At 39.6% G+C, this 26439-nt stretch carries 26 protein-coding genes and 1 pseudogene; 8 read left to right on the top strand and 19 right to left on the bottom strand.

The features are described 5' to 3' along the window. Positions 1 to 6: 6 nt before the first annotated feature. The 4 genes from VJJ03_RS01460 to VJJ03_RS01445 all read left to right on the top strand — a co-directional run bounded on the left by VJJ03_RS01460 (position 7) and on the right by VJJ03_RS01445 (position 5202). The gene (locus VJJ03_RS01460; protein ID WP_009744949.1) at positions 7 to 1800 is read left to right on the top strand and encodes a chloride channel protein; all 1794 of its coding nucleotides are present in this window, start codon (positions 7 to 9) and stop codon (positions 1798 to 1800) included. Positions 1801 to 1833: 33 nt separating this feature from the next. After that, complete coding sequence (locus VJJ03_RS01455; RefSeq protein ID WP_009744948.1) at positions 1834 to 2592, top strand: acyl-[acyl-carrier-protein] thioesterase; 759 nt, start codon at positions 1834 to 1836, stop codon at positions 2590 to 2592. A 6-nt stretch (positions 2593 to 2598) separates the two neighbouring features. Further along, positions 2599 to 4458 (top strand): tRNA uridine-5-carboxymethylaminomethyl(34) synthesis enzyme MnmG, encoded by a 1860-nt coding sequence (gene mnmG / locus VJJ03_RS01450; RefSeq protein ID WP_009744947.1) that lies wholly within the window; start codon positions 2599 to 2601, stop codon positions 4456 to 4458. 90 nt (positions 4459 to 4548) lie between these two features. Continuing rightward, entirely contained in the window at positions 4549 to 5202 is a 654-nt protein-coding gene (locus VJJ03_RS01445; protein WP_009744946.1) for a YceI family protein, read from the top strand. A gap of 60 nt (positions 5203 to 5262) precedes the next feature. Here VJJ03_RS01445 and VJJ03_RS01440 read toward each other — a convergent pair whose 3' ends face one another. Continuing rightward, the gene (locus tag VJJ03_RS01440; RefSeq protein ID WP_009744945.1) at positions 5263 to 5745 is read right to left on the bottom strand and encodes a hypothetical protein; all 483 of its coding nucleotides are present in this window, start codon (positions 5743 to 5745) and stop codon (positions 5263 to 5265) included. Positions 5746 to 5980: 235 nt separating this feature from the next. On the opposite strand from VJJ03_RS01440, the gene VJJ03_RS01435 reads away from it, so the two are divergent. The 3 genes from VJJ03_RS01435 (at position 5981) to VJJ03_RS01425 (ending at position 8797) form a co-directional block, all read left to right on the top strand. Then, positions 5981 to 6802 (top strand): leucine-rich repeat domain-containing protein, encoded by an 822-nt coding sequence (locus VJJ03_RS01435; RefSeq protein ID WP_323973381.1) that lies wholly within the window; start codon positions 5981 to 5983, stop codon positions 6800 to 6802. 108 nt (positions 6803 to 6910) lie between these two features. Beyond that, on the top strand, positions 6911 to 8014 hold the full coding sequence (locus VJJ03_RS01430; protein WP_323973379.1) for a PCMD domain-containing protein: 1104 nt from the start codon (positions 6911 to 6913) through the stop codon (positions 8012 to 8014). Positions 8015 to 8023: 9 nt separating this feature from the next. Beyond that, complete coding sequence (locus VJJ03_RS01425) at positions 8024 to 8797, top strand: porin family protein (protein ID WP_009744942.1); 774 nt, start codon at positions 8024 to 8026, stop codon at positions 8795 to 8797. Between the two features lie 32 nt (positions 8798 to 8829). Here the strand turns inward: VJJ03_RS01425 and VJJ03_RS01420 are convergent, their stop codons facing one another. From VJJ03_RS01420 to VJJ03_RS01380, 9 genes are all read right to left on the bottom strand, one after another. Beyond that, positions 8830 to 9570, bottom strand: a complete 741-nt coding sequence (locus VJJ03_RS01420; protein WP_009744941.1) for a TIGR03915 family putative DNA repair protein — start codon at positions 9568 to 9570, stop codon at positions 8830 to 8832. Between the two features lie 151 nt (positions 9571 to 9721). Next, entirely contained in the window at positions 9722 to 10981 is a 1260-nt protein-coding gene (locus tag VJJ03_RS01415; RefSeq protein ID WP_323973377.1) for a putative DNA modification/repair radical SAM protein, read from the bottom strand. A gap of 80 nt (positions 10982 to 11061) precedes the next feature. Further along, entirely contained in the window at positions 11062 to 11439 is a 378-nt protein-coding gene (locus VJJ03_RS01410; protein ID WP_323973376.1) for a DoxX family protein, read from the bottom strand. An 81-nt stretch (positions 11440 to 11520) separates the two neighbouring features. Further along, a complete protein-coding gene (locus VJJ03_RS01405) occupies positions 11521 to 11997 on the bottom strand; it encodes a hypothetical protein (protein WP_323973375.1) in 477 nt (158 codons plus the stop codon). 256 nt (positions 11998 to 12253) lie between these two features. Next, positions 12254 to 12394, bottom strand: coding sequence for a helix-turn-helix domain-containing protein (locus tag VJJ03_RS01400; RefSeq protein ID WP_253908247.1), 141 nt, complete (start codon positions 12392 to 12394; stop codon positions 12254 to 12256). Positions 12395 to 12466: 72 nt separating this feature from the next. After that, positions 12467 to 12532 carry a hypothetical protein gene (locus tag VJJ03_RS01395; RefSeq protein WP_323973397.1) on the bottom strand — a complete coding sequence of 22 codons (66 nt, stop codon included), beginning with the start codon at positions 12530 to 12532 and terminating at the stop codon, positions 12467 to 12469. A gap of 155 nt (positions 12533 to 12687) precedes the next feature. Next, positions 12688 to 13860 carry an alpha/beta hydrolase gene (locus tag VJJ03_RS01390; protein ID WP_323973374.1) on the bottom strand — a complete coding sequence of 391 codons (1173 nt, stop codon included), beginning with the start codon at positions 13858 to 13860 and terminating at the stop codon, positions 12688 to 12690. Positions 13861 to 13913: 53 nt separating this feature from the next. Next, on the bottom strand, positions 13914 to 15476 hold the full coding sequence (locus tag VJJ03_RS01385; RefSeq protein WP_323973372.1) for a hypothetical protein: 1563 nt from the start codon (positions 15474 to 15476) through the stop codon (positions 13914 to 13916). A gap of 173 nt (positions 15477 to 15649) precedes the next feature. Then, the gene (locus VJJ03_RS01380; RefSeq protein WP_323973370.1) at positions 15650 to 16105 is read right to left on the bottom strand and encodes a hypothetical protein; all 456 of its coding nucleotides are present in this window, start codon (positions 16103 to 16105) and stop codon (positions 15650 to 15652) included. 104 nt (positions 16106 to 16209) lie between these two features. Here VJJ03_RS01380 and VJJ03_RS01375 point away from each other — a divergent pair. Continuing rightward, positions 16210 to 17004: pseudogene (locus tag VJJ03_RS01375) on the top strand (KilA-N domain-containing protein). Here VJJ03_RS01375 and VJJ03_RS01370 read toward each other — a convergent pair. The 9 genes from VJJ03_RS01370 to tatA form a co-directional block, all read right to left on the bottom strand. After that, on the bottom strand, positions 16994 to 18325 hold the full coding sequence (locus VJJ03_RS01370; RefSeq protein ID WP_323973369.1) for an MATE family efflux transporter: 1332 nt from the start codon (positions 18323 to 18325) through the stop codon (positions 16994 to 16996). The pseudogene VJJ03_RS01375 and the gene VJJ03_RS01370 sit on opposite strands and share 11 nt — an antisense overlap. 13 nt (positions 18326 to 18338) lie before the next feature. Beyond that, positions 18339 to 19445 carry an MBL fold metallo-hydrolase gene (locus tag VJJ03_RS01365; RefSeq protein ID WP_323973368.1) on the bottom strand — a complete coding sequence of 369 codons (1107 nt, stop codon included), beginning with the start codon at positions 19443 to 19445 and terminating at the stop codon, positions 18339 to 18341. A gap of 131 nt (positions 19446 to 19576) precedes the next feature. Then, positions 19577 to 19891 (bottom strand): hypothetical protein, encoded by a 315-nt coding sequence (locus tag VJJ03_RS01360; RefSeq protein WP_323973367.1) that lies wholly within the window; start codon positions 19889 to 19891, stop codon positions 19577 to 19579. 52 nt (positions 19892 to 19943) lie between these two features. Next, positions 19944 to 20918, bottom strand: a complete 975-nt coding sequence (locus VJJ03_RS01355; protein ID WP_323973366.1) for a hypothetical protein — start codon at positions 20916 to 20918, stop codon at positions 19944 to 19946. A gap of 33 nt (positions 20919 to 20951) precedes the next feature. After that, the gene (gene ccoG / locus VJJ03_RS01350) at positions 20952 to 22361 is read right to left on the bottom strand and encodes a cytochrome c oxidase accessory protein CcoG (RefSeq protein WP_323973364.1); all 1410 of its coding nucleotides are present in this window, start codon (positions 22359 to 22361) and stop codon (positions 20952 to 20954) included. Between the two features lie 274 nt (positions 22362 to 22635). Beyond that, positions 22636 to 24360, bottom strand: a complete 1725-nt coding sequence (gene recJ / locus VJJ03_RS01345) for a single-stranded-DNA-specific exonuclease RecJ (RefSeq protein WP_323973362.1) — start codon at positions 24358 to 24360, stop codon at positions 22636 to 22638. Further along, the gene (locus VJJ03_RS01340; RefSeq protein WP_323973360.1) at positions 24350 to 24790 is read right to left on the bottom strand and encodes an OsmC family protein; all 441 of its coding nucleotides are present in this window, start codon (positions 24788 to 24790) and stop codon (positions 24350 to 24352) included. Before VJJ03_RS01340 ends, recJ begins: the two co-directional genes overlap by 11 nt. Positions 24791 to 24813: 23 nt before the next feature. Next, complete coding sequence (locus VJJ03_RS01335) at positions 24814 to 25950, bottom strand: Mrp/NBP35 family ATP-binding protein (protein WP_323973358.1); 1137 nt, start codon at positions 25948 to 25950, stop codon at positions 24814 to 24816. A gap of 120 nt (positions 25951 to 26070) precedes the next feature. After that, entirely contained in the window at positions 26071 to 26295 is a 225-nt protein-coding gene (tatA, locus tag VJJ03_RS01330) for a twin-arginine translocase TatA/TatE family subunit (RefSeq protein ID WP_040357916.1), read from the bottom strand. Positions 26296 to 26439: the final 144 nt, after the last annotated feature.

The raw sequence follows: 26439 nt of genomic DNA, 5'->3' as shown, positions 1-26439 counted from the left end.
TAATTCATGAACACCACTACACGCCGTTGGTATATTAAGTTCCTACAATGGAAGACCCAATACCTTACCCATCGCCAGTTCATCCTGTTGCTTTGTGGTATTGTGGGAATAGCTACAGGCTTTGCCGCTTTGGCAATGCGTTCTTTTACGCATTTCATTGAGGAGGTGTTAGTGGGCAACATCATTCAGTATATCAATTACGGATTCTATGTAATATTCCCTGCTATGGGGTTTTTATTGGTATATTGGGTAAAAAAATATATTATTCGTAAGGATGTCAGCCATGGGATCCCCTCTATTCTATATGCCGTGGCAAAACAAAAGGGAATCATGAAGCGTTTCCAAGCTTATGGAAGTTTACTAACGGCACCTATTACTATTGGCTTTGGGGGCTCTGTAGGGCTGGAAGGACCTATGGTGGTTACAGGGGCAGGGATCAGTTCCAATATAGCTCGGTTTTTCCATATCAATCAGTCGGACAGGATGCTCCTTTTGGCTTGCGCTTGTGCGGCAGCTTTGGCAGCTATCTTTAAAGTACCTTTAGCAGGAATTCTTTTTGCCATTGAGGTATTCGGATTGGACTTAACCTTATCCTCTCTATTGCCTCTTTTCATAGCTTCCTTATCGGGAGTCCTTACCTCTTACATTTTTTTTGGAAATGCAGTGTTGTTACCCATGAATATTCATGGAACTTTCCTAATGAGGAATATTCCTTTTTATCTCCTTTTAGGATTAGTGGGAGGGGTGATGTCCGCCTATTTTACTTTTGTGTATGAAAGGGTGAATAAGTTCTTTTCTAAGTTCTCCTCTCCTTATATACGCATCGCTATAGGAGGGGCTACCTTAGGACTGCTGGTCTTTCTTATGCCTCCTTTGTACGGGGAAGGTCATGAAATTATTAATCACCTTAAGGCAGGTCATCCAGAACTCTCTCTTAGTTCTAATATCTTTGGGTGGGATTTACAGAATCCTTGGATAGTAATACTCCTTTTAGGAGGGTTGGTACTCTTCAAGGTAGTAGCTACTTCGGTTACCTTTGGAGCAGGTGGTGTAGGAGGTATTTTTTCCCCTATGCTTTTTATGGGAGGGGTGATGGGTAATTGTTTTGCACGTATTATCAATCAGTTAGATCTATTTTCTGAAAAGCTCCCTTTACCTAATTTCACCCTAATGGGAATGACGGCTCTTATGACAGGAGTACTCCATGCTCCCTTAACGGCTATTTTCCTAATAGCCGAAGTTACAGGAGGTTATACTCTTTTCGTCCCAGGCATGATTACAGCAGTCGTTTCTTTCTCTATAGCGAAATATTTTAATAAATACTCTGTTTATACGATGGAGCTTGGACGTAAGGGTGAGCTTGTTAACCACGATAAAGACCAAGCAATTCTTACCTTAATGGATATGGAAAGCGTAATAGAGACAAATTTTGTCCCTGTATACACAGATATGACTCTAAGAGGGGTAGTCTATGAGGCTATTCGAGAATCTAACAGGAATATCTTTCCTGTTTTGGATAGGGAAAAGAAAAGTCTGGAGGGAATCATTCTATTAGATGATATTCGCCATCTCATCTTTGAAAAGGAATTATATGATAAAATTCCTGTTCTTGAGATGATGCAAAAGCCTCCTGCCATTATTCAGATGGGAGTGGATAATATGACCCAGGTAATGGATAAGTTTCAAAATACAGGAGCATGGAACTTACCTGTGATAAAGGATGGAAAGTATAAGGGCTTCATTTCCAAATCCAAACTCCTAACCGTTTATCGTAGAAAGTTGATATATTTTTCTAATTAATTATATAACAAGCAATTAAATTAATCATTCTTTATGATTATCTTTACAGAAACATATAAGGTACGTAGCACTCAAGTGAATCTCAACAATCAGTTAGGGCTCTATGGAGTATTGGGAATGCTACAGGATATTGCTGCAGAGCATGCCTCTGTGTTGGGTTTTGGTTATAAGGACTTAGTTGCCAAAGGATTCTTCTGGGCTTTGATTCAACAGAAACTCAAGATGGATTACTGGCCTCAGTGGAATGAAAAAGTTACCATACATACTTGGTCACTTCCTCTTAAGGGAATACATGCTTTTCGTGAGTTTGAACTCTATGTAGGAGAACGCAAAATAGGTCAATGTGCTAGTACCTGGATTACCTTAGATATTCACTCCCGTAAGCCTATTGATATGACTGAGAAAAAAGAAATCTTTATGCCCAGAGAAGAGGGCGGACTTTCTTTCCATACCGATAAGGTATTGCTTCCTCAAGGGATGTACCAGGTGAATGATTTCAGGGTAAGGATTAGTGACCTTGATGTTAACTCCCATGTTAATAATGTGAAATATACACAATGGGCTTTGGATATGATGAGAGAGCGAGACCACCGAGAATGGGTTATTAAGGAATATGATATCAACTTCCTTAGTGAAACTTTCTTAGGGGATAATATGCAAGGCTTTAAGAGTAAAGGTAGATACCTCAATGCAGAAAAGACCTTAGTAGAAACTTTCCTTTATGCTCAGAAGGAAGGAGGGCAAAAACCTGCTTTCATTGCCAAATGGATTGCAGAGAGAATTATAAAATAGCAATTAATGTACGATGTTATAGTAGTAGGTGCAGGTCATGCCGGTTGTGAAGCCGCCGCTGCCGCTGCCAATACAGGGGCTAAGACCCTGCTTATTTCCATGCAACTCCAGAACATGGCTCAGATGTCCTGTAATCCCGCTGTGGGGGGGATTGCCAAAGGACAAATAGTCCGTGAAATAGATGCGCTGGGAGGCTACATGGGGATTATTACGGACCAAACGGCCATTCAGTTCAAGATGCTTAACAAGTCCAAAGGACCTGCTATGTGGAGCCCAAGAGCGCAGAGTGATCGCATGCGCTTCTCTGAGGCTTGGAGATTACAATTGGAGAAGCTGCCTAACCTTGATTTTTTTCAGGAAATGGTTTGTGAAGTACTCATAGAGCACAATAAAGTAATAGGAGTAAAAACCTCTCTGGGAAGCATTATCCATAGCAAAAGCGTAGTGCTTACCAACGGTACTTTCCTCAATGGGGTTATACACGTTGGACTCAAGCACCTCAGCGGTGGCCGGGTTGGAGAGAAAGCTGCCAAAGGCATTACTGAGTCTCTCGTAGCTCATGGCTTTGAGGCGGGACGAATGAAAACAGGGACTCCCCCAAGGGTAGATGGTCGTTCTTTGGACTATTCCAAAATGACTCCTCAACCAGGAGATGAAAATCCTGAAAAATTCTCTTTCCTTCCCATCACAAAGCCCCTTATACATCAGTTGGACTGCTACATGACCTATACCAGCGAGCAAGTACATGATATATTACGGACAGGTTTTGACCGTTCTCCTATGTTCACAGGATTGATTCATGGCGTAGGACCTCGTTATTGTCCCTCTATTGAGGATAAGATTAACCGTTTTGCAGATAAAGACCATCATCAGCTCTTTATAGAGCCTGAAGGATGGCATACTGTGGAGATGTATGTCAATGGCTTTTCTACCTCTTTACCAGAGGAGATACAATATGAGGCTCTGCGTAAGGTGGCAGGCTTTGAAAATGTGAAATTCTTCCGACCAGGATATGCTATAGAATATGACTACTTCCCTCCTACTCAGCTGAAGCATACCCTAGAGACTAAGCTTGTGGAAAACCTCTTTTTTGCCGGGCAGATTAATGGTACTACAGGTTATGAGGAAGCAGGAGCTCAGGGGCTTATGGCAGGAATTAACGCTTCAAGGAAAGTACAGGAGCAGTCACCTTTTGTCCTCAAGCGCAATGAAGCCTACATAGGTGTTCTTATTGATGACCTTATTACCAAGGGTACTGAAGAACCCTACCGTATGTTCACCTCTCGTGCTGAATACCGCACCCTGCTAAGACAGGATAATGCTGATGCACGCCTTACTCCTATGGGATATGCCTTAGGATTAGCCAGTGAAGAACGTATGCGCCTATTAGAAGAAAAACAAGCTAAAACGCAGGCTTTTGTACAGTTCTTTAAGGATACAAGTATCACGCCTGAACAAGCAAATCCTATTCTGGAAAAATATGATTCTTCCTCTATGAAACAAGGAGATAAAATGGCAAAAGTACTGGCTCGCCCCAATATTACAGTAGCTTCCCTTATGGAAATCCCATCCGTAAAGGAGTTTGTACAAAGAAAACAACTTGGAAAAGAGGAGCTCGAAAGTACCGAAATAGAAATTAAGTATGCAGGCTACATAGAGAAGGAAAAGAACAATGCCGATAAGCTCAACCGTTTGGAGGATATTCGTATTCCTGAGAATTTTAATTATGACAAACTGACTTCTCTTTCCTTCGAATCACGAGAGAAACTCAAGAAAATACGTCCTACTTCCCTCTCTCAAGCATCACGCATCAGTGGAGTATCTCCTGCCGATATTAGCATCTTGCTCATTTATATGGGACGATAAATCCCAATCATTAACTTTAACTTTTTGTTAGCAAATACTAAATAAATAAAGGTTATCTTTGTCCCTTATTAATTATAAATAGATCTTTTAATGAAAAAGATGGTACTTTCAGGAGCGATTATTCTCGCTCTATCGGTAGCAAGTTGCAAAAACAATGCTAATAACCAAGAACAAACATCCCAGACTCCTACAGAGCAATCTGCTGCTGTAGCGGGAGAGGGTACTTATATGGCTGAACCTTCCTCTGTCATAGAATGGACAGGGAGAAAACCCACAGGGAGCCATACAGGAACTATTAACCTGAAAAGTGGTAGCCTTACTATAGATAATGGCAAGGTAAGTGGTGACTTCACCTTGGACATGAACACAATCTCAGTAACTGACCTTACTGAGGATGAAGGTAAAGCTGACCTTGAAGCGCACCTAAAAGGAACTGGAGAAGAGAACGGTGCGGATCATTTCTTCAATGTAAAAACCTACCCTACTGGATCCTTTAAGCTTACCTCTTATGACGGAACTAATGTAAGCGGAGACCTTACTCTCAAAGGAAAAACAAAAACTATTTCCTTCCCCGCTACTCTAACTATTACCGATAGTGAAGTAACTCTTGAGAGCCAACCTTTTAATATCAATCGTGTAGACTTTGGAGTGAATTATGGATCTAAATCCGTATTTGCAGATTTGAAGGACAAATTCATCAATGATGAAGTGGAGTTAGTCGTAAAAGTAAAAGCTAAAAAATAATTACTTTTTAAGAATAAAAAAGGTAATAAGTAACAAACACAGTTACCTATTACCTTTTTCTCATTTAAGGAACCTATTATGCCAACTATTGGACATTGGGGTCTCCCAAAAATGCCGGTACTCGTATAAGTTAGTAACCAGATTATTGAAGACAATAGTCTCTTCATCCACTTTTTTCTGTTGAGCTAACTTCTTAAAATCACTTAGAGGGATATAACAGATTTCATTCCCACGACGGTAACTTACATTCATCTTATCCAGAAGAAGTAGGTGATATTTCTGCTCTAAGGCTTGGATAAAGTGAGCCAAATCATCCAAGGAACAGCCTCCAATATGCTGATTATCATCGGCAGCAATCACAATAAAGCGGTCATATCGCAACTGAAAACCACACTTAACCCCCTTACCATGAGATGCCCAAGAGGAAAGATATTGGGAAATATCCGCCGTAATATGGGAGATTTCCTCTTGATTCAAAAGACGACTACAAGGATAGATCCATACTCGTGCTGTATCCGATAAGTCATTGAAATTAACTAACATATTTTTCTATATTTATGAAACCTGAAAAAGTATACTTTCTACACAAAGATAAAAACATATTACTAAACACGTGTGCAAAATTAAGGATAATTTATTAATCCGCCAATGAAAGATTATAATTTGTTTGATATTCTTAGGCTTAGTCAAGCCTCCATATTGAATGTTAAACTTCATTAAATAATCTTCCTCTATTACATTATTTTTTACCTTTGCACCAAATTAAATTCACATTGATATGAAAAAAATACTATTTTTAGCCTCTTTGGCTTTAGCTTTTACTAACTGTAGTAAAAGTAATGACGATGATAATCATGATATCCCAGCTAAGGATTATGAACTGAGTGAAGATGGATTGACCTTGAAAAGTTGGAAGAACCTTGATACAAAAACTATTGATATGGAGTCCGATAGTAAGTTACAAAAAGTAAACACTATTGGAGAATATGCTTTCAGACAAGCTGCTAAGTTGGAATCCATCATATTGCCTAAGAACTTAAAGGAAATAGGGACAGGTGCTTTCTATGGTGCCAATCTTAAAGGAGGAGTAACTTTTAACACCTCTGCCAAAATAACCATTGGAGAAGATGCCTTCAACAGCACAGGAATTACTACCTTGGGGTTACCCAATCTTACAGAACTCTCAAAAGGAGCCTTTCAAGGTTGTAGTAAGCTAAAAGAAGTAAAATTTGGAAAAATAACCAAAATAGGAGAAGATGCTTTCCGAGGATGTCTGTCTCTTACTGAAATCAACTTAGATGGTACCGATCTTAAAGAAGTAGGAAGGGCTGCCTTTTCAGGTTGCGAACATATAGAAAAAGTAACCTTACCCGCCACTTTAAAGAAAATTGATAACATGGCTTTCTATGCTTGTTTTGTTTTCCAACAACTTACCATGAAAGCTACTGAGGTACCTACTTTGGTTAGTGCTAATGCCCTTGATACAGGTTCTAAGATAAAAACTAATATTTTCGTTCCTAAAGGAACTGAGAATAGTTATAAGACAGCTGAAAACTGGAGCTACTATAAAGATCAAATTCTCGTAAAACCTGAATTTTAGTTAGCTCCTTACTTAGAAATGGTCCCTTATAGTTTTTCCCTGTAAGGGACTATTTATTTATCATGAAGAATAAGTATGACTGGGTAGTACAGCAAAAAAATAAAATGAATGAATATGAGATTCTTTAGCTTAAAGAATATTATTACCTTTATGGGAATCCTGCTTGGTCTCTCTTCCTGTATCAAAGAAGAGGCTCCCAATGCTGAGGCAGATATCCTTAGCTGTGAGGTGGAAAGTAACTTACTTATCCGCGAGCCTGTCATCTCCAACCATGAGGTTAAGCTATATGCCAATAGTTGGAATGACCTCTCCGCTATTGCTCCTCGCTTCACCCTTACCCAAGGAGCAACCATAGTCCCTGAAAGTGGTACCATAAGGGACTTTTCCTCCCCACAGACCTATACGGTTACCTCTGAGGATAGGCAATGGAAGAAAACTTATACCGTAAAGTTTATTACCAGTGATATAGCTACAGAATATCATTTCGAGCATATCCGCTTTCATGAATATGGAGGGAGACAATACTTTCATATCTTCTATGATCATACCGTGGATGGAGAGGAAATGACTTGGGGCAGTGGTAACACAGGTTTTTTGATCACCAATAGCACAGCCCCCGCTGAGGATTATCCTACTTGCCAAAGTGAGAATGGCTATCAAGGGAAGTGTGCCAAACTTACTACCCGTAGTACCGGCTTCTTGGGGAAAATGTTTAAAGCCCCTCTCGCAGCAGGCAACCTCTTCACCGGTACTTTTGAGATAAATATGGCAAATATGGCAAAATCCACCCGCTTCGGTACTCCTTTTAGAAAGACTCCCCTGGCTCTTACAGGATATTACAAATACATTGCAGGAGAAACGCTCACCGATAAAAACAGCCAAAAAGTGCCTGATCAAAAGGATGAATGTGATATTTACGCTGTGTTATATGAAGTTACCCATGAAGTACCTTACTTGGATGGTACTAATATAAAGACTCATCCTAATATTGTGATGATAGCACAGTTACCCCAGGGCAAGCAAACAGAACAATGGAAGCGATTCTCCCTTCCTTTCTCTGTTGTAGAAGGACGCAAGATAGAACCTGCCAAGCTCCAAGCCGGCAAGTATAATCTTGCTATTGTGATGACCTCCAGTAAGGGGGGAGCTCAGTTCCTCGGAGCTGTAGGAAGTACTCTTTACGTGGACGAAATGCAGTTGTTTTACCAATAGATAGAAAAAATGAGAAAGTATATCTTCTTTATTTTATTGCTTTTTACCTTCTATAACTTATCAGGTCAAGAAGAACAGAATAAGTTCTTAAAACAATCCCTGAAGAGAGGCTGGGAATACCAGATAAGAGCAGGGGTGAATATAGGAGGCGCAACTCCTTTTCCTATGCCCAAAGAAATACGTAAGATACTGAGCTACAACCCTAAGCTGAATGGATCCATAGAAGGGGTTGTAACCAAGCGGCTTGCGTGTAACCCTAATGTAGGTATCTGGTTAGGTCTGCGCCTTGAAGAAAAAGGGATGGATACGGGAGCCATGGTCAAGAACTACAGTACGGAAATCATCTATGAAGGAAGTCGAGTAGCAGGATATTGGACAGGAGAGGTAAGCACTCACTACAAAAGTGCTTTTATAACACTTCCTATAGGAGTGAATTATCGGCTAAGTTCACGTTGGGATATTCGTGGAGGAATATATCTCTCCTATCGCATGGATGGAGAGTTCTCAGGCTTTGTGAGTCATGGTAGTTTGCGGGAAGGTTCCCCCATAGGAGAACGAGTAAGTTTTAGTGGTGAACAATGTGCCTCCTATGATTTCTCCTCTCACTTACAATATTGGCTTTGGGGTGAACAGGTAGGAGCTTCATGGCGCGCTTTCAAACATCTAAGTGTATATGCGGATCTTTCTTATGGGCTTAATAATCTTTTTGAGAAGGATTTTAAAACAATTACCTTTAGCATGTATCCTCTTTATATGAATATGGGGTTTGCCTATAGGTTTTAGTCTCCAAAGCATATATGATATAGCAAAGAGGGCTATCCTTCTACCTCTGGTAAGTACTGCCAATAACGTTTAGGCATACTACTGAGTTGATAACGGGAATTTTTGCGTTCTGTAATGTTAATATGCTGGAAATAGGTTTTCCAAAGCCGCTGATAGTCATCGGAGAGTTGAGAGGGTTTGCCAAAATCCTTGTCAGATGGAGTAAAGGAGATTACTTCCTTGAGGTCATAGTAGAAACCATAAGCCCGATCGGGATCAAAGAGTACCCACTTCTGGTCTGAAAAACGTACCTTGAAGTGAGGTACTACTAAGGGTAATACATCATATTTAGGGGCAATCTTAGCAAAATAGAGTTCTCCTACCTTCTCAAAACGAACAAACTCCTTAAGACGATGCACTTCACGACCTACACTCTTGGCGGCTTTTCGAATATGAACAATAGCCCCATGAGCAAAATTATCTAATACTTTCTCTTTAGGGTGCCTAATCATCATACAAATAGCCTCTAAAAGGTCATTCTCTATTCTTTCCTCCTGCGAGAGGAAAGCCTTCAGCACCACCGATACACCTTCTTTTCCCCAACAGTTTTCTATCTTAGTAAGCACACGTTGAGCCTTAGTACTATTGGTATATATAATTTGCTCCTCATCAAAGAGTGTGGGACTATAGTGATGTTGTGCTACAATATATACCTGAGAGTAACGATATTCAAAGGTGGTAAAGATTGCCGTAAGGAAACCCTCAAAGGAACTATCATAGAGTAAATATATCAAGGTAATGAGCTAATTTGCTGATTTTTTTATAGGTTTTGATTTTCATCTTCTATCACCTCTGCTTGAGGTATATAAAGTATCTTACGTTTTATTTTCAGTGTAAGTGTTCTATAATAGGTTCTATTTTGAGCGCAAAAATAAGAACAATTTTTTAATTAGGGAAGGGTATTATAGGGTCATAAATATTTTTCTGTTTGCTCTGGCTGTTAGCGATGATAAGGCGGCGCAGCCTTGCACTCTCCATCGTTCCTGCCAAAGGGGTTGCACCACTACAAGTGATAAAATACTTCGCTCGGCTCAGGATAACTCCTATTTGTTTAAGGGAGTAATAGGTGAGCGTTTGGAAAGTACGTGCCGAGAGTATCTTCTCCACCGAGCGTACTCCCACTCCAGGAATTCGTAAGAGAATCTCGCGGGGAGCGGTATTCACATCCACAGGGAAGAGGTTCGGGTTGCGCAATGCCCAAGCGAGTTTAGGGTCTATCTCTAAGTCCAAAAAGGGTTGTCCTTCAAGGATTTCTTCAGGAGCAAAGCCATAGTAGCGTATCAGCCAGTCGGCTTGATAGAGGCGATTCTCCCGTACGATGGGTACTTGGGTATAGATAGAAGGTAAGCGACTATCCTGTAATACAGGTACATAACCAGAGTAATACACTCGTTTAAGTTGAAATTTATCATACATATAGCTGGCTACCTTAATGATTTTCTGGTCGGTCTCTTCGGTAGCCCCGATAATCATCTGGGTGGTTTGTCCTGCAGGGGCGAACTTGGGGGTATGTTTGAATTTCTTTCGTTCCAAAGTAGTGATTGCCAGCTCATTTTTCACCTGTTGCATAGGGGCAACCATTTGCTTGTGGTCTTTCTCAGGTGCCAATAACTTGAGCCCCTCTTTGGTAGGAATCTCCAAGTTGATAGAGAGGCGATCGGCATAGAGTCCCGCCTGATGGATAAGCAGTTCACTTGCCCCAGGAATGGTCTTCAAGTGGATGTATCCGTTGAAGTGCTCCTCCTCTCGTAGTTTTTTGGCAACTCTTACAAGGCGTTCCATAGTTGTATCCGCATCTTTGAATACCCCAGAACTTAGAAAGAGACCTTCTATATAGTTTCTTCGGTAGAAGTTAAGGGTCAAGTCCACTACCTCCTGTACGCTAAAAGCGGCACGAGGTATCTCATTACTGCGACGAGAGACACAATACACACAGTCGTAGATGCAGTAATTGGTCAGTAGGATTTTGAGTAGGGAGATACACCGCCCGTCCTCCGTAAAGAAATGACAGATCCCCCATGGGGCAGCATTACCTAATTCGCCCTTCTTGCCCCTGCGATGACTCCCACTACTGGAACAGGAGACATCATACTTAGCCGCATCAGCCAAGATAGCGAGTTTCTTTTTAATACGATCAAAATCCATACAAAACAAATACGTAGGCAAATGTACAAAAAAATCCCTCACTTTTCAATGAGGAATTTATAATTATTTGTTGTTACCATTTACTTCTTACAACTACAGCTACAGAATCGCTGGCTTAGCTCAGGGAAACGAACGAAACCGGCGATCCAGATAAGGGTCTCAATAGCGGTTTGTGGCACAAAGGATTCCTTGATCACCAAGTGTGTTGCCATAGCCCCTGCCATATAACAAGCCATTAGGAGAAAACCTACTATAGCCGTGCGGGGAATCCAGAAAAGCAAGGCGAAGAGCAGTTGCAAGCCTCCTAAAATATATAGGGTGGTCTCTCCCCCTACCAAAGCTGCCATTTGGGCACTTTGCTCTCCTCCTGTGAATTTCATACACCCTGTTCCAACAAAAATGAGGGTTACTAATCCTGACAAGAGGTAACTTACAATTTTTATTATTTTACAATTCATAAAAATATTAAATTAAATTCTGGTACAAAAATAGAATTTTTTTCGTAAAAGGAAATTAACTTAAGATAATTAAATGCAACTTTACTTTTTACTTGAACTTACGTCCATACGAAACATTTTATGGCAAGCTACACAATTCCCCAGAAGTTCGGTTACCTGTTGTTGAGTTACCTTAGGGTCAAAGTTCTTTTCCGCTTCTTGGGCAATGGCATCAAACCTATCATGGGTATCAAAACCTATCTTCTTAAACCCTATAGGAATAGAGGCAAGTAACCCCGCAGGGGCATGATCCTTCACAGAGCCACCCGAAGCACGTGCCACTTTGGCAATAAGCACAGGGTCATTCTGTTCTATACCTATATTGATTTGGTGAAGCGCCTCTACAAAAGTGCGCATTTCATGCATGACAAAGTCCCTATTAGATTGACTCACGAGAATACTCTCGCGGGTATCATTGGGAAGAGGCTGGGTGTTGCCGACAAACATCTTTCTGATAAGTACTATATTTGCCCCTACGGAAAGCACTAAAAGAAAGATCAAGAGGATTCTTTTTACCATATTACATTATTTTTCAGATTACAGATCACAGGTATAATCAGATGACAAATTTACGAATTCTTTTTTAATTGATCATTGATTATTTGTTTAGATAATTTTATTTTCGTGCGCCGAAAAAAGATAGGTTGTGACTGTATTCTCCAAGACTTACAGAGAGTTATTTAATGGATTGTCTGCTCCCCCAAGACGAGATACGCTAAGCGGGGAGATGAATTAGGGGCAGATTCTATCAAAAGTAGACAGTAAGCGCCACTGACTATTCTATTTTTATGTATTGGGTTGGGGTAACTCCCCCTATATTTTTGAAAGCGCGTACAAAGTTGGAGTAATCATTAAATCCACTTCTTTCAGCCACTTCAGTTAGGCGTATTTTCCCATCAGCAGATTCTAATTTCAACTGGTGACAATTTGACACTGTTTCATTTCCCTCTTTTTTGAGTCGTCCCAAATGGTACGCACCTTGCGTTCTTCAAATAATTTGACAGATGAGAATTTTCAAAGGGAGTTCAATAGCCAACCGAGGGTTTTCCTGCATTAGGGCAGTTCCTACTTTAGGGTTGCCTACTATAAGCACGGTTGCGGGGCTACATACTTTCGCCTACTGCCTCAACAACTTATAATAGGTTGTGCTGCCGCTCCGAGTGGGAATAATAAAAAAGTAAAAAGAAGTTTCATATAATGTGCTAATAATTATTGCAAGTATTCTTCAAAAAATTTAAGTGTGAGGCTATTCAGTTTATCATGTGTTTCCTCAATAGGGGTGCTACCACTCAATCCTAATAGCTGAGCAAAAGGAATCCATAAAGGTACATCGGTAAAATCCACATGGAACATATCAGGAAGTTGTACAAATTCACTCTCCGCTGTATTCTCAAATAAAGCCCTCATTGTACTGAGATGCTGCTCTATGTCACTTTCTGTCCATCCTCCCGATTTCTTTCGCTCAGTACGCATACTTTCTGCCGGACGTGTAATAACCATGGTAGGAACAGGCAAACCTGTTTGTGCTATCTTCTTAGGAATGGGTGATTCCATAATCAAACTTGCCTTAATACGTCTATCCTTCCACGAGGCTTCCGATACGATAACTCCTCCGAGAGAGACTCCAAAAGCTCCCAGTTTATCCATATTGAGCCTATTGGTAAGAAGGTGATGTGGGTCATCTGTATGGAGTGTGGTGAGAAAATCTATTACTCGCGATACATCTTTGGCAAAGTAGGCTATCAGTCCCCCTTCAAAGGTCTTTCCGTTATAACTCAAAAGAGGGTTTTCTTCTGTTAAGCTATCATTAAGCATGGGATCCATTACACTTCGCGGCTGGCTCTGGAGTGTGCTGCCATCAGAGAACGTTGCCAAGGCTACCGCCATTGGGCAATCAATACCTACCACTATATACCCTTGAGAGACTAACTCTTGTATCTGAAAAGTGCTTATACATCGGTGGCCGTAAAGTCCTGTAAGATACAAGAGAACAGGATATTGCGCTTTATCATCGCTTATAGGGACTTTTTCTAAGGCATTAGAATGCTTGAATTGCAAGGGATAAAGCAAAGCCTTCGGAATATGCAAAAGTTCCGAAATAGCCTCGCTCACCTTTGTAGCTTCAGGGATATAAGGAGCGTAATCACTCTGAGAGGTTTTTTCGGCGGGGTACCACACTTGTATGGGGATTTGTCTGGCTTGGTGTTTATCTGTGATAAAAATCTCTTCCCTATCGGGGTCAGTTACCCAGTAGCTCACCGTACCAATAGCATACTTACCCATAGGCTTTGCAAAAAGCGTTGGGCGGAATATATAGTAAGCCCCTCTCCCAAGCAAGAACAATACTATGGCTATAAGGGTATAAATCATTTTCTTTTTCATTTGCTAATACAGTGAGGAATTTGTGATTTCAAAAGTATAGAAGTAGTGAAGGTTTAGAAATACTCTTTCATTGTTCTGATGTCTAAATAACCTTTTTTTCCTTTCTTTACAATATGATAGAAAGAGCGGGTTTGGGGTTCTATTTTCTCGTATAAAACCTTTTTATGTTGGGGGTAAATTCCTATTTTATTATCTTTGTAGAAGTAGATAAGCCTATCCTTATGTTGCTCAATATTATCGTAGATGATAGGGAGCTGTTCTTCTCCTGTGAGATGAGCTGAAGCATATTTGCGTACATTGCGTTTATAACTATTTCCTTCTTCATTTTCTTTATCTTCCTCTATTCCTTCAATATATAATTCTTTTTTTGAAATCTTTTGATAATTATATTTGAACAATCCGTATTTGTTCCCTCGTTGTACGCGAATGAGTTCGGGATGATGGTAAATGTTATCGACAAAAAAGTCATTATCATCCCATACAAAATACCTACTACCATCAATGAAAGAAAGTGTTTCGTCGGCACTTCTATCGGAAAGATAGTTTCGTTTTTCAGCTTCAAAATCTGAAGCAAAGCCTCCAAAACCATAAAGCATATAATGTGGAGATTCTGGTTTATTAAGGTCTTTTTTCAATGAATAACGACTTTCATATACTGTTCCGCAGAGTGAGTAACTGATTTTTGGGAATTTCTCTATACGTTCGCCATCTATTGTGTAATATGCTGCTCCTTGGTTGTTAAGCATCTCAATACCATTGCGGTAGAAATAAGCACTGCGCATCTGCTTAAATGTTTTCTTTTGTAAGTAACTATCATAGAGTACAAATTTGCTCCCTCTTCTGGCTATAATGCCAAATTTGCTATAATATATTGTATCATATCTGCCAGAAAGCACTTTTTCTTTATAGGTATTAATAAGCTCATAACGCTTGCCTTTGGGGCTAACTATGAGATGCTCTTCTGGCTCATAGCTTATAAAGTCATCTTTATAGGACGAAGGGTATTGAGTTGGCGCAAGTACCGTTGTCTCTCTGCCAGTTAAAAACAAGGTTTTATCTTTTAAGGGTACAATAAAATCCTCGATATTTCGTCCATAACTTAAGAGGTAAATGTTTCGCCCCTTTTTTAGATGGATAGTGTGTAGTGCATAATAATCTTTTCTTTGATAAGGATTTTCTTCTTCTGTGTCGATATCACATAACAGAGCCAAGTGAGGGTTAAGTATCTTGACAATTGTTTGAGTATCCTTGTCATAGATAGGAGGAAGTGTTTTAAAGGTTTTGCCTACAAAATCGCTGGGGGTAGTGCGTTGGATATCTTTGAGGTAGATAATTTTCTTGTCGTCCTCTTTTATCTCGCCCAGTGTCTCTAAATTCTCCTCATTATAATGAACCAATTTGAGGTCATAGACTTCGGTATTTCTATCTACATTTTCATCTTCTTGAGCATCAAATTCCAACTCTAAAAACTTGTCTTTCTGTTTTTGAGCATAAAAATAAAGTTCCCCATCAGAGTCATAAGCGAGGATATCGATATGACGGATTGAAGTTTCTTTTTGTGCTTGCGCTAAAGAAGTAAGTAACAAAGCAATGATAAGGGTGAAGTTTTTAAACATATCGTCCTAAAGTATTTGTTCGCAAAGATAGTAAAAATTAGCCAATTAGCTTCAGTGGTAGTGTGTATATTTTCTTATATCTATCTTCTTTAGATTTTGCATTTGATTTAAAAATGAAATCTTTCCATCAATAATTTTGGTTTGCTCCCAAATATTAAGGGTTGTTAGATGTTCTAATTTAAAAAATCTGACCAATCATCATTGGCTTCGTCATAACCTATAATTTTTTCCTTGTACTTACTACCAAAGATGTATTCCTTTACAAAAGTATCAAAATCAACATCAATCTCCTCAATACCTTCATAGCTATCGGCAGGAAAAATTAAGTGTTGGGTATGCTTATCAAGGAAAAGAGGCGCATACAGCAGCTGCCCGATCTCACACCATGAAGGTTGGTCAGAAGGAATGCGATATTGGTTATCTAACAACTCCTTCGTACTCCAGAGAATGACATCTCCAAAAGACCCACCATTACAAAGCTTCAGAAAAGCACTATAAGCAGGAACTCCCCAATCCGATACTTCTTGAGGAATACTTTCAGCTCCTTCGGGTATTTCGCCTATAAGTATGGCGTAAGGCAATGCAGCTAAGCAATTTCTGTAATGGGTAATGATCGATTCTAAACTCATAATGTTCTTTTTTGTGGCAAAGATAAGGATAATTGATCATTTTTTTCATTTTCATAAAAGGTAATAGCTACACCTTGTACATTGAGCTTTTTGCTTTTTGACATATTAGAAAAGTTTTTGAAAGTACAAAGTTAGGGAAAATCCATTATATATCACTAACAGATATTGCACGATACAAAGAAACTGAACATACTGATACTGTTATACAGAATTGGCTAAGAAACCGAAATACAGTTGAATTACTAGGTTTCTAGGAGATTCTCAATAACCCTAATTTTAACCCCCTCGAATTCGAGGGGTTTAGAAGACAAACAGGACTCAATAGTTTTGTCTTAACCCCCAAACGATGGATTGAAGCTACTAATGCCATAGGTATAGTATCTAAGGTAGGACGTTATGGAGGAACTTTTGCTCATAGGGATATTGCTATGGAATTTGCCTCTTGGATTTCAATAGAATTCAAACTGTATGTCATCAAAGAATTCCAGCGGCTTAAAGAAGAAGAAAACAGCCGCTTAAAGCTCCAATGGAACCTACAACGTACCCTTGCCAAGGTCAATTATCATATCCATACCGATGCGATCAAAGAAAACCTTATTCCTAAAGAAGTTACCAAAAAGCAAATGCAACTTATCTATGCAGACGAAGCCGATTTACTAAATACTGCCCTATTCGGCATCACTGCCAAAGAATGGCGGGAAGCACACCCTGATAAGGAAGGTAATATTCGTGATGAAGCCTCCTTAGAACAGTTGGTAGTATTGAGCAATTTAGAGAGTATCAATGCCCTTCTTATTAGGCAAGGTATCCCACAAGCTGAACGCTTAGTAGAACTCAACAAAACCGCTATTACTCAAATGAAAACACTCATAGCTCACCAAGTAAAACTCATTCGTTAAACACTACCGACCTTCGGGCAAGGAACACACTTACTGCCAAAGTGAGCACTTCCGAAAGCACAAGAGTAAGCCAGATGCCTTGTTCGCCTAAAAAGGCAGGCAAGATAAGCATCCCAATTCCGATGAATACCACCCCTCGCAAAACAGCAATCACGATAGATCCTAAGGCATTGCCTATAGAGGTAAAGAAGCTGGTAACTAAGATGTTAAATCCATTTATTAAAAAAGCATACGAAAAGATATGCAGCCCCTGATGAGCAATTTCAGCTACATGTGAATGCGGATCTTTTACGAATAGTACAATAATGGACTCTCCAAAGCATTGTAAGATAGCAAATACGATAATTCCTATCACAAAATTAGTTCTGGCGATAAAGTGAAAGAAAGCTTTGAGCCTACCGAATTGTTGCGCTCCAAACAGATAGCCCATCACAGGAATCATCCCATCCGAAATACCCAAAAAAAGCAATACACCCATAAAATTGGTGAGGTTCATTACTGTAAAAGCCGATACCCCTTCAGCTCCTATAAGCCGTATAATTACATTGTTAATAATGAGAATGCTAAGTGCCGAAGAGAGTTCCGAAGCGCCTTCGGAAGAACCATTGTAACTGGCACGCCACAGCAAGGAGAATGAAAAGTGTCCTTTGAGCAAGCGTACCGAATATCGCCCTTTAAGCAATATCGTCCCCGAGATAAGAGCAGCTATCGTAAAGGCAATACCTGTGGCAATACTGGTACCCATAACACCCCATCTGAATTGCAATACAAACAACAAACTCAGAGCGATATTGAGCAAGACTAACAAACTCATAATCACCGTAGAAGTGATCGGCCTGCCAAGACTCTTGAGCATCATATCAAAGTAGAAGCAAAGAGAAATAGTGGGGATAAACCATACCATTCCTCGCAAGTAGTTGTATGCGTAGGGGAAAAGCGCCTCATCAGCCCCCAAAAGACTAATAAACCACTGCATCCCTACCAGCAGTACAGACATCACCACAAGACTATTGATGAGCAAGCCCCAAAAGCCTGTGCTCATAGCCGTTTGTGCTTTCTTAATATCACCTGCCCCTAACCCTTGGCTTACTAAGGTCTGGCAACCAATACTCACAATCGTCGCAACCACCATTACAAAACTGAAAAGAGGGGTGATGATATTCACTCCTCCTAAGGCTTTTTCACTTACGTAATTGCCCACCACATAACCATCTACTAAGTTTTGTAAGCCAAAGAAACACATGGTAATGATACTTGGCAAGGCGTATTTTAAAAATGCAATAGGAATAGGGGCTTTTTCTAAAAGTTCTCGTCTGTTCATTGGTCTGTTTTTATTAATTAAACCACACTTCAAACTGTTCATTAGGTTGATCAATATGTACTACTTCACCTATTTTAGGAGTGATGACATTCAACCCGTCTTCTTTAGCGTAAACTTGTACGTTGCGCATTGGTTCGTACCAAGAGTGTTTTGCTAATGCAAATTTGGAGTTATGCCCTGTGAAATAACGCTTTGCTCCTATTTCGTTCATTGCTCTGCGCAAGTCCTTGGGCAAAAGGTGTATATAGCGCCAACTTTGGTTATACTGTCCATTTTCCATTAGGGCTAAATCAATGTGAGGAAAGTGCTTACCTATTTCAGCAATATGCTTGCCATATCCCCCATCTCCTCCTATATAGATAGTGTAAGTACCTGTTTCGAGTATAAACGAACCCCACAATGACTGATCTCTATTAAGTCCACGTCCTGAGAAATGACGTGCAGGTAAACAGAAGAATTTGAGATTTTCAATAGCAGTTTCATCTTGCCAATCCAATTCAGTAATCTTAGTAGGAGCGAAGCCCCAATACTCTAAATGAGCCCCTACCCCCAGCGGACAAACAACATGTTGAATACGGTCTTTTAGTTCTTTCATCACTGTATAATCCAGGTGATCCCAATGGTCGTGCGTAAGTACAAGCACCTCAATGGTATCGGGTATATCGGCAGACAAATAGTTGTAAGTTGCTTCAAAAGGTTCCACCATAAAAGAGAAAGGGGAGGCTGAGTGAAATATAGGATCTATAAGAACTCTGGTATTGTTTACGTTCAGCAAATAAGAAGAATGCCCAAACCATACCATTGGTTTGTTGGGTAAGGTGTACAAATTGGTTTGTACGGCAGGAAGTACGGTATTGGGCTTTAGGTCTTGTGCATCGGGAAAAAAGTAGCGATAAAAGTTCTTCAATATATTACCGTTAGGAGTAAGATGTGGAGTAGGCTCTAAATTTTGAAATTTACCCTCTCGGTAGTTAAGCGATTGCTGGATACGCACTAAGCGTTCGCCTGAAGGAGTTCTGCCAAAACTGGGCAAGTTCAGTACAGAAGTCGCTCCTATACCTATCACAACAACGAAGACAAGGATAGTGTATAACATACGTTTAAGAATTTTTTTAAGCATTCCTTTTTAATTAATTCGAGTACAAAAATAATAATTATTTCTGTAATCTATTAAAAAGATCGTATCTATCTGCTACTTTGGTGTGGTTCCAATAGAAAATTCCTTTGATAGCTTGTTGTGGTGCTGTTTCTTTACTTGTAATAATGATACCAATTTCCGTTCCATTCCTTATCACAATCCTCCTGAGAGGCAAAAGTACAGTCCTTTATACCTTCCCCTGGGTATTCTTTCTCATGCAACAGTTTTTTATGACAATCGTTTATCTTTTGCAGTAATCCCGTTTCCTTTGCTTTGCTGAGTTCTTCCTCTGTCTTGAAGATGTAAGACACAAAGTAATCTTGTGGGGCTATATAAGCTCCAAAATCTACAGAAGCATAAAGTTCTCTAAAGATTGCCTTTACCTCTTCTTGTGTACAAGCAACGATGTTTCTCCATATTTTACTCATTGAGTTCCATGTTTAGAGTTCTGTCCTTCAAAACCGTAACACCTCCTGCAACTTATATGTTAATATAATTACACAAAGATACTTCTTTTAAACCGCTGTCGAAAAGAGAGGTCAAGCAAAGTTCGCCAGTGATATTTTCGAGTTTGTGTTTTGCCATTCCTTTGGGTAGAGTAATATCGCAATATTCGCGTGTGGTGAGCGAAAAGACTTTTTGTTTGCCCTTCCAATCATCTGTTTTAAAGAGAGGTGTTAGTATCACATACTCTGAGTCTGTAAAACACCCATTAACACCGTGTTTTTTATGATCGGTATGCAGATTGTCCGATTCGATAATTTTCTCGATTACCTTCCCTTCGGCAGAAATTTGTGCGAGAGCATAATAATCCATTCCCCATTTATTGACCGATGATGAACTCTCACCCGGAATGAAGGCGTAAATTCTTTTATCCAATATTTTAAGACTGTCTATTTTTGGAGTGTCGGTGGTTCTGTTGTCACGATATGTAAATGCTTTTTTATCTATGCAAGAAAAGGTTTTCCATTTGGCAGTTTTGGCTGTATCATCGAATTCTAAAAGGGCGAAACTTCTTGCATTGCCGTAATAAACTTCATTTTCAAAACAAACAGGAATCGTTTGGCTATCGGATATATTTTGAAAATACCTCTGCTGAGCCTTCTCCGGTACAATGTTATATCTTAGCAATGATTTATTTTTTATCGGAATTATTTCCGGTGACGAATGCATATCTGAATAATACCGCACCTCTTTTGCCGAGATGATGATGCCGAACCCTTCTTTATATCTGAAAAGGACAGGATAATCTCTGTTTGACATCGGGGTATATTCAATGGGAATCTTTTTGACGCCTTCGGTTGAAAGGACAAGGGCGTAATATTTATGCCAATTGGTATGATCCGAAGTTAGGATTACCGCAGTGCCATCGGGTAGCAAAATTGAAGCACAAACAAAGAAGAATTCATTATCAAATTCCCATTTCTTCAGAATTGTTAATTTTAAGTTACTCATAATAAACATATTACCTACAAACCCTTCCTCCCCTTAGAATACAATAGGTCCTGAAAAGGTAGTAGTTGTACTTTCTATACGATTCTCCCCGCTATAAACTTCTATCTTAAGTTTAAGTTTCTTCTCTGTAATAAAAGCTTGGTGTATCTTGACAAAAAGAGTACCGCTTGCCATTCCCTGCTTTTTTAAGGCTATATCCTGATTACCTACCACTTCTATAGTAGCTTCTTTAGGGGCTACTATCTTGAACGAAATATGATCAAAATCTTGAGTAGTTTTATTGATAATCTTATAAGTATATACATTGGAGATCATATCTCCATCCTTCTGATAGAGCTGTCCTGGTAAACGTAATATATTAGCTTGCACATCGCTACGCAAGAATAATAAACCTATTAGGATTCCTACAAGGATCGTTAGCACTGAGGCATACCCCTTCATACGGGCAGTGAACTTAAATTTTTCTTTCTTAGTAATCTCCTCTTCACTGGCAAAGCGTATGAGACCCTTAGGCATCCCCGACTTTTCCATAACCTCATCACAGGCATCTATACAGGCAGTACAGTTCACACATTCCAATTGCGTTCCGTTACGGATATCTATATTGGTAGGGCACACATGTACACACTGAAAACAATCTATACAATCTCCATTCCCAAGTACCTTTCTATCCTCTCCTTTACGGAATTTTTTACGTCCTTTTTCACCTTCTCCTCGCTTGTAGTCGTATGCTACTACAATAGACTTATTATCCAATAACACCCCTTGCAAGCGTCCGTAAGGACAGGCAATAATACATACCTGTTCACGAAACCAAGCAAAAACAAAGTAAAAGACGCTTGTGAATATTAATAATGCAATAAAGGTATTAAAATGTTTCAGCGGTCCTTCCTTGACCTCTACCAAAAGTTGATCACTACCAATGAGATAAGCTAAGAAAACATTGGCAAACACAAAGGATATAAAGAAGAATATGAGCCATTTAAGTCCCTTCTTACGTATTTTTTCAGCATTCCAAGCCTGCTTATCAAGCTTTATTTGCGCATTGCGATCTCCCTCAATAGCATATTCTATTCGGCGAAAAACCATTTCTAAGAAAATCGTCTGTGGACAGATCCAACCACAAAAAATTCGCCCAAAAGCTACGGTAAAAAGGAGCACAAAAACCAAGCCTATAATCATGGAAAGCACAAAGAGGTAGAAATCCTGAGGCCAGAAAGGAAATCCAAAGATATTAAACCTCCTTTCCAAAACATTAAAAAGAAGAAACTGATTCCCATCTATTTTTAAAAAAGGAGATACAAAAAAGATGGTGAGTAATACATAGCTTACATATTTGCGATAACGATAATAGCGCCCTTTTGGCTTCTTAGGATACACCCACACGCGTTTCCCTTTATCATCTACGGTTCCTATGGAATTGCGGAAAGTTTCTTGTTCCATGACTACAAAGGTTAAAAACTTTTGCAAAAATACTTATTCTCTTTGGAATTTTTTGCTTTATTCCTGTGTTTTTTTCCATGAAACAGAAATTTATAACCATTCTATTTTTTAAAGAAAATCTATAAAAGTATAGAAAAAATCTATACTTCATTTTTTTACGATTCTTTCCTTCTTGTAGGAATCTTATTCAGCCCAAGAAAAATAGTGCAAATACCTACCATGAAGCTCTCCTTGTGTAATTTTCTGTTATTTTAGTATTATAATGATTAAGACTCTAATTATTACCCATATTTATCATTGGCATTATATCCTTTATAACCAATTGCAAGGAAGTAGTACCCTTCCACGTATTTTGAGAAAGTTCATAAGCGATGGTAAAGGGCTGTCCTTTTTCCACAATAGATTTTTTATGCCCCAACCCAAAGCCAACAGCCTCAAACTCCTGCCTTAGAGAGGAGTCTGTAAGAGTCATGCGCAAGTGACTCCCTTCATTCCCCATAAGGAAAACATTCTTAGCAATTACCTCATAAGCCAAGAAGATGGGGGTCATATTCTTAGGTCCAAAGGGAGCAAAGCGCTGCAGACAACGATAGAAAGGTAAAGTTATTTCCTTCAAAGGCATCTCAACACTAAGGGTAATTGCAGGCTTACGAAGTGCTTCAGGGAGCGTTTGGGCGACTATTTCTTGAAACCTTTTTTTAAAAGGAAGGTAGTTCTCTGGCAAGAGAGTCATCCCTGCTGCTGCCGTATGTCCACCAAATTGGAGCAGATAATCTCTACATTGGCAGAGTGCCTCATATAAGTTATACCCCTTCACTGAACGAGCTGAAGCAGTCAGTACATCTCCACTTTGAGTAAAGACAATCGTAGGGCGATAATAAGTTTCAGTAAGTCGAGAAGCAACAATACCAATAACGCCCTTATGCCAATCTTTGGAAAAGACCACTGTAGCAGAAGCCTCTTCTTCATGATTGCTCACAATTTGCTCAAGAGCTTCTTGAGTAATTTGCTCATCAGCTCCCTTACGCTTATGGTTTAAGAATTCCAAGCAGGAGGCTTCCTCCAAAGCATTCTGGGTAAGGAAATCCACTGCCTTCTGTGCGTGTGCCATACGCCCTGCTGCATTAATACGCGGAGCTGCTACAAATACCAAATCCCTTACCTGTATAGGAGGAGGTACGGAAGCCAAAAGCAATGTCATCACTTGGGAAGGTTGCTCATTGATTTGGCGCAAGCCAAAATAAACCAGTACACGATTCTCCCCTGTGATGGGTACTATATCTGCACAGGTAGCCAAGGCCACCAAATCCAAAAATTCATAAGGAGTATGGGAAGGAAGTTGTAAGGACTTACAGAGTGCCTGTATAAGCTTAAATCCTATCCCACAACCACAAAGTTCTTTATAGGGATAAGTACAATCCGCTCGCTTAGGATTGAGCACAGCTACTGCCTCAGGCAAAGTTTCGGCGGGAGTATGGTGATCAGTAATGATCATCTCTATCCCCTTTCCCTTAGCATATTGGACTTTCTCATGTCCCTTAATACCACAGTCCAAGGTGATAATAAGGCTTACATCATTATCCACTGCATAATCTATCCCTTGAAAGGATATGCCATATCCTTCCTTATATCTATCAGGAACATAAGTGCTTACATTTGGATAAACTTTAGAAAGAAATAGATATAATATAGACACTGAGCAAGTACCATCCACATCATAATCACCATAAATGAGAATATTCTCCTTATGCTTTATAGCCAGAAGAATGCGCTCCACTGCCCTATCCATATCCTTCATTACAAAAGGATTATGAAGTTGTTCTAAAGAAGGATTAAAGAATTCTTTTGCCTGTTTAAAAGAATGAATACCTCGTTGTAGGAGCAGGCAAGCAATGGTTTTCTGCCAAGGGAGGGTGCTTGAGAAAAGGGTCTGGGAAAGAGTTTCTATCTCCTCTTGCATGGGGATAGGTAAGAAATCCCAAACCAGCTTATTCGGCATTATAAGGATATTCTTCTCCGTTAAAGAATAATTGAATATGAACTGTAGCAAACTGGCGGAACATAGCAATTACCCCACAATATTTCTCAACAGAAAGGCCCACTACATGAGTGATTTGTTCTATATCCAAATCCTTTCCTTCAAAAAAGTAACATACAGTTACTTCCTCATACGTTCGAGGATGATTTTTAGCGAGCTTCCCCTTCACATCAAGGGTGAAATTATCCAACTCTATGTGTTTTTTCTTAAGCAAAGAGAGGACATCCAAGCCTGTACATCCAGCAAGAGCGGAAAGCATAAGAGCTTTTGGGTGCATTCCATTGTTTCCACCTCCATTTTCAGGAGTAGTATCAATAAAAAAAGAATTTCCACTAGGATTGGTGGAGGTGAATTGCATATCTCCTTCCCAGTAGGCGGTTACTTCGTGCATTTATATTTAAAAATTTAGATAAATTACTTTTTCTTAGGACTACAACCAGCCATAGTAGTAATCTTAATCGCTTCTGTAGGGGCAAGATATTGATTACGAGTTACCACTTCAGCCACTGTATTTCGGGCAAGTTCTTCAAAGGCTTTCGCTAGTGGTGTTCCCTCTTGCAAAGCAGCAGGACGTCCTACATCACCGGACTCACGAAGGCTCTGCACCAAAGGAATTTCACCAAGGAGTGGGGTATCCGTACGCTCTGCTAAGGATTTCACTCCTTCCTTACCAAAGATATAATATTTGTTTTCAGGTAATTCTGCAGGAGTAAAATAAGCCATATTCTCTACCAGCCCTAATACGGGTACATTAATCGTTTCCTGACGGAACATAGCAATCCCCTTACGAGCATCTGCGAGAGCCACATTCTGAGGAGTGCTCACTACTATCGCTCCTGTAATAGGCAAGGCTTGCATGATACTAAGGTGGATATCTCCTGTACCTGGAGGTAGGTCAATGAGTAAGAAGTCCAATTCGCCCCAGTGGGCATCAAAGATCATTTGATTTAGCGCCTTACTTGCCATAGGACCTCTCCAAATCACTGCCTGGTCAGGATGTGTGAAAAAACCTATAGAAAGGATTTTGACCCCACAATTCTCTACCGGCTCCATCTTAGAACGTCCCTCTATATCCACAGAAACTGGACGTTGTTCTTGTACATCAAACATCATGGGAATAGAAGGTCCATAGATATCCGCATCCAAAAGTCCTACTTTAAATCCCATTTTACGCAAGGCAATGGCTAAGTTGGCTGTAATCGTTGATTTTCCCACGCCTCCCTTACCAGAGGCAACAGCAATAATATTCCTGATTCCCTCAATAGGCTTGCCCTTTATCTCATTCTTCTCTACTGTAGGAGCAGCTTCTACAGTAATATTTACCTTTACCTTCGCCTTTTCATGTACTTCTGCATGGATAGCCTTCATAATCTCAACCTCTATCTTCTTCTTAGCCTGTAGGGTAGGATTAGAAATCGTTACATCCACTACGACCTCATCACCAAAGATAACAATATTCTTAACCACTCCTGTATCAATGAGGTTTCCTCCCTCTCCAGGAGAAGTAATCTTACGTAGAGCTTCTATAACTTGAGATTTTAATATTGTCATAATGAATAATAGTTAATTATCAATCTATTAATTGCAAAAACTTCCCTTCAGCCCTATACAAGAGTGAACGAAAGTTTCTAACATGATGTAATGTTGAGTGTCAATTTTTAATGGTTAGAATTAATTATTTTTCTCTTCCAATTTTTTTTGTTCTTCTTTTTTTGAGGAGTTTTCTGCAGGCTTCTCTTCATCTTTCATTGCATCCTTGAACTCACGTATTCCCCCTCCTAAGCCACGCATAAGCTCAGGAATCTTCTTACCTCCAAAGAACAAAAGGGCTATTGCTATAATAATGATTACTTGGGGAGCACCTATCATCCCTAAGAAAATATGGCTTGCTAACATAACTTTTTTTGAGGGCAAAGATACGAGATTTTTTTTATATCTGTAATAAAAACTCATATTTTTGATGTACCTTTGCAAAAAAATATTTCAATACCCTAATGAGTGCTTAGGATTGCTTATGGAGAAAACTACACAATGTATTTT

The organism is Capnocytophaga sp. G2, from assembly GCF_035282625.1.
GTDB lineage: Bacteria > Bacteroidota > Bacteroidia > Flavobacteriales > Flavobacteriaceae > Capnocytophaga.
The sequence above is the reverse complement of the archived record's forward strand: the minus strand, read 5'-3'. Positions and strand labels throughout refer to the sequence as shown.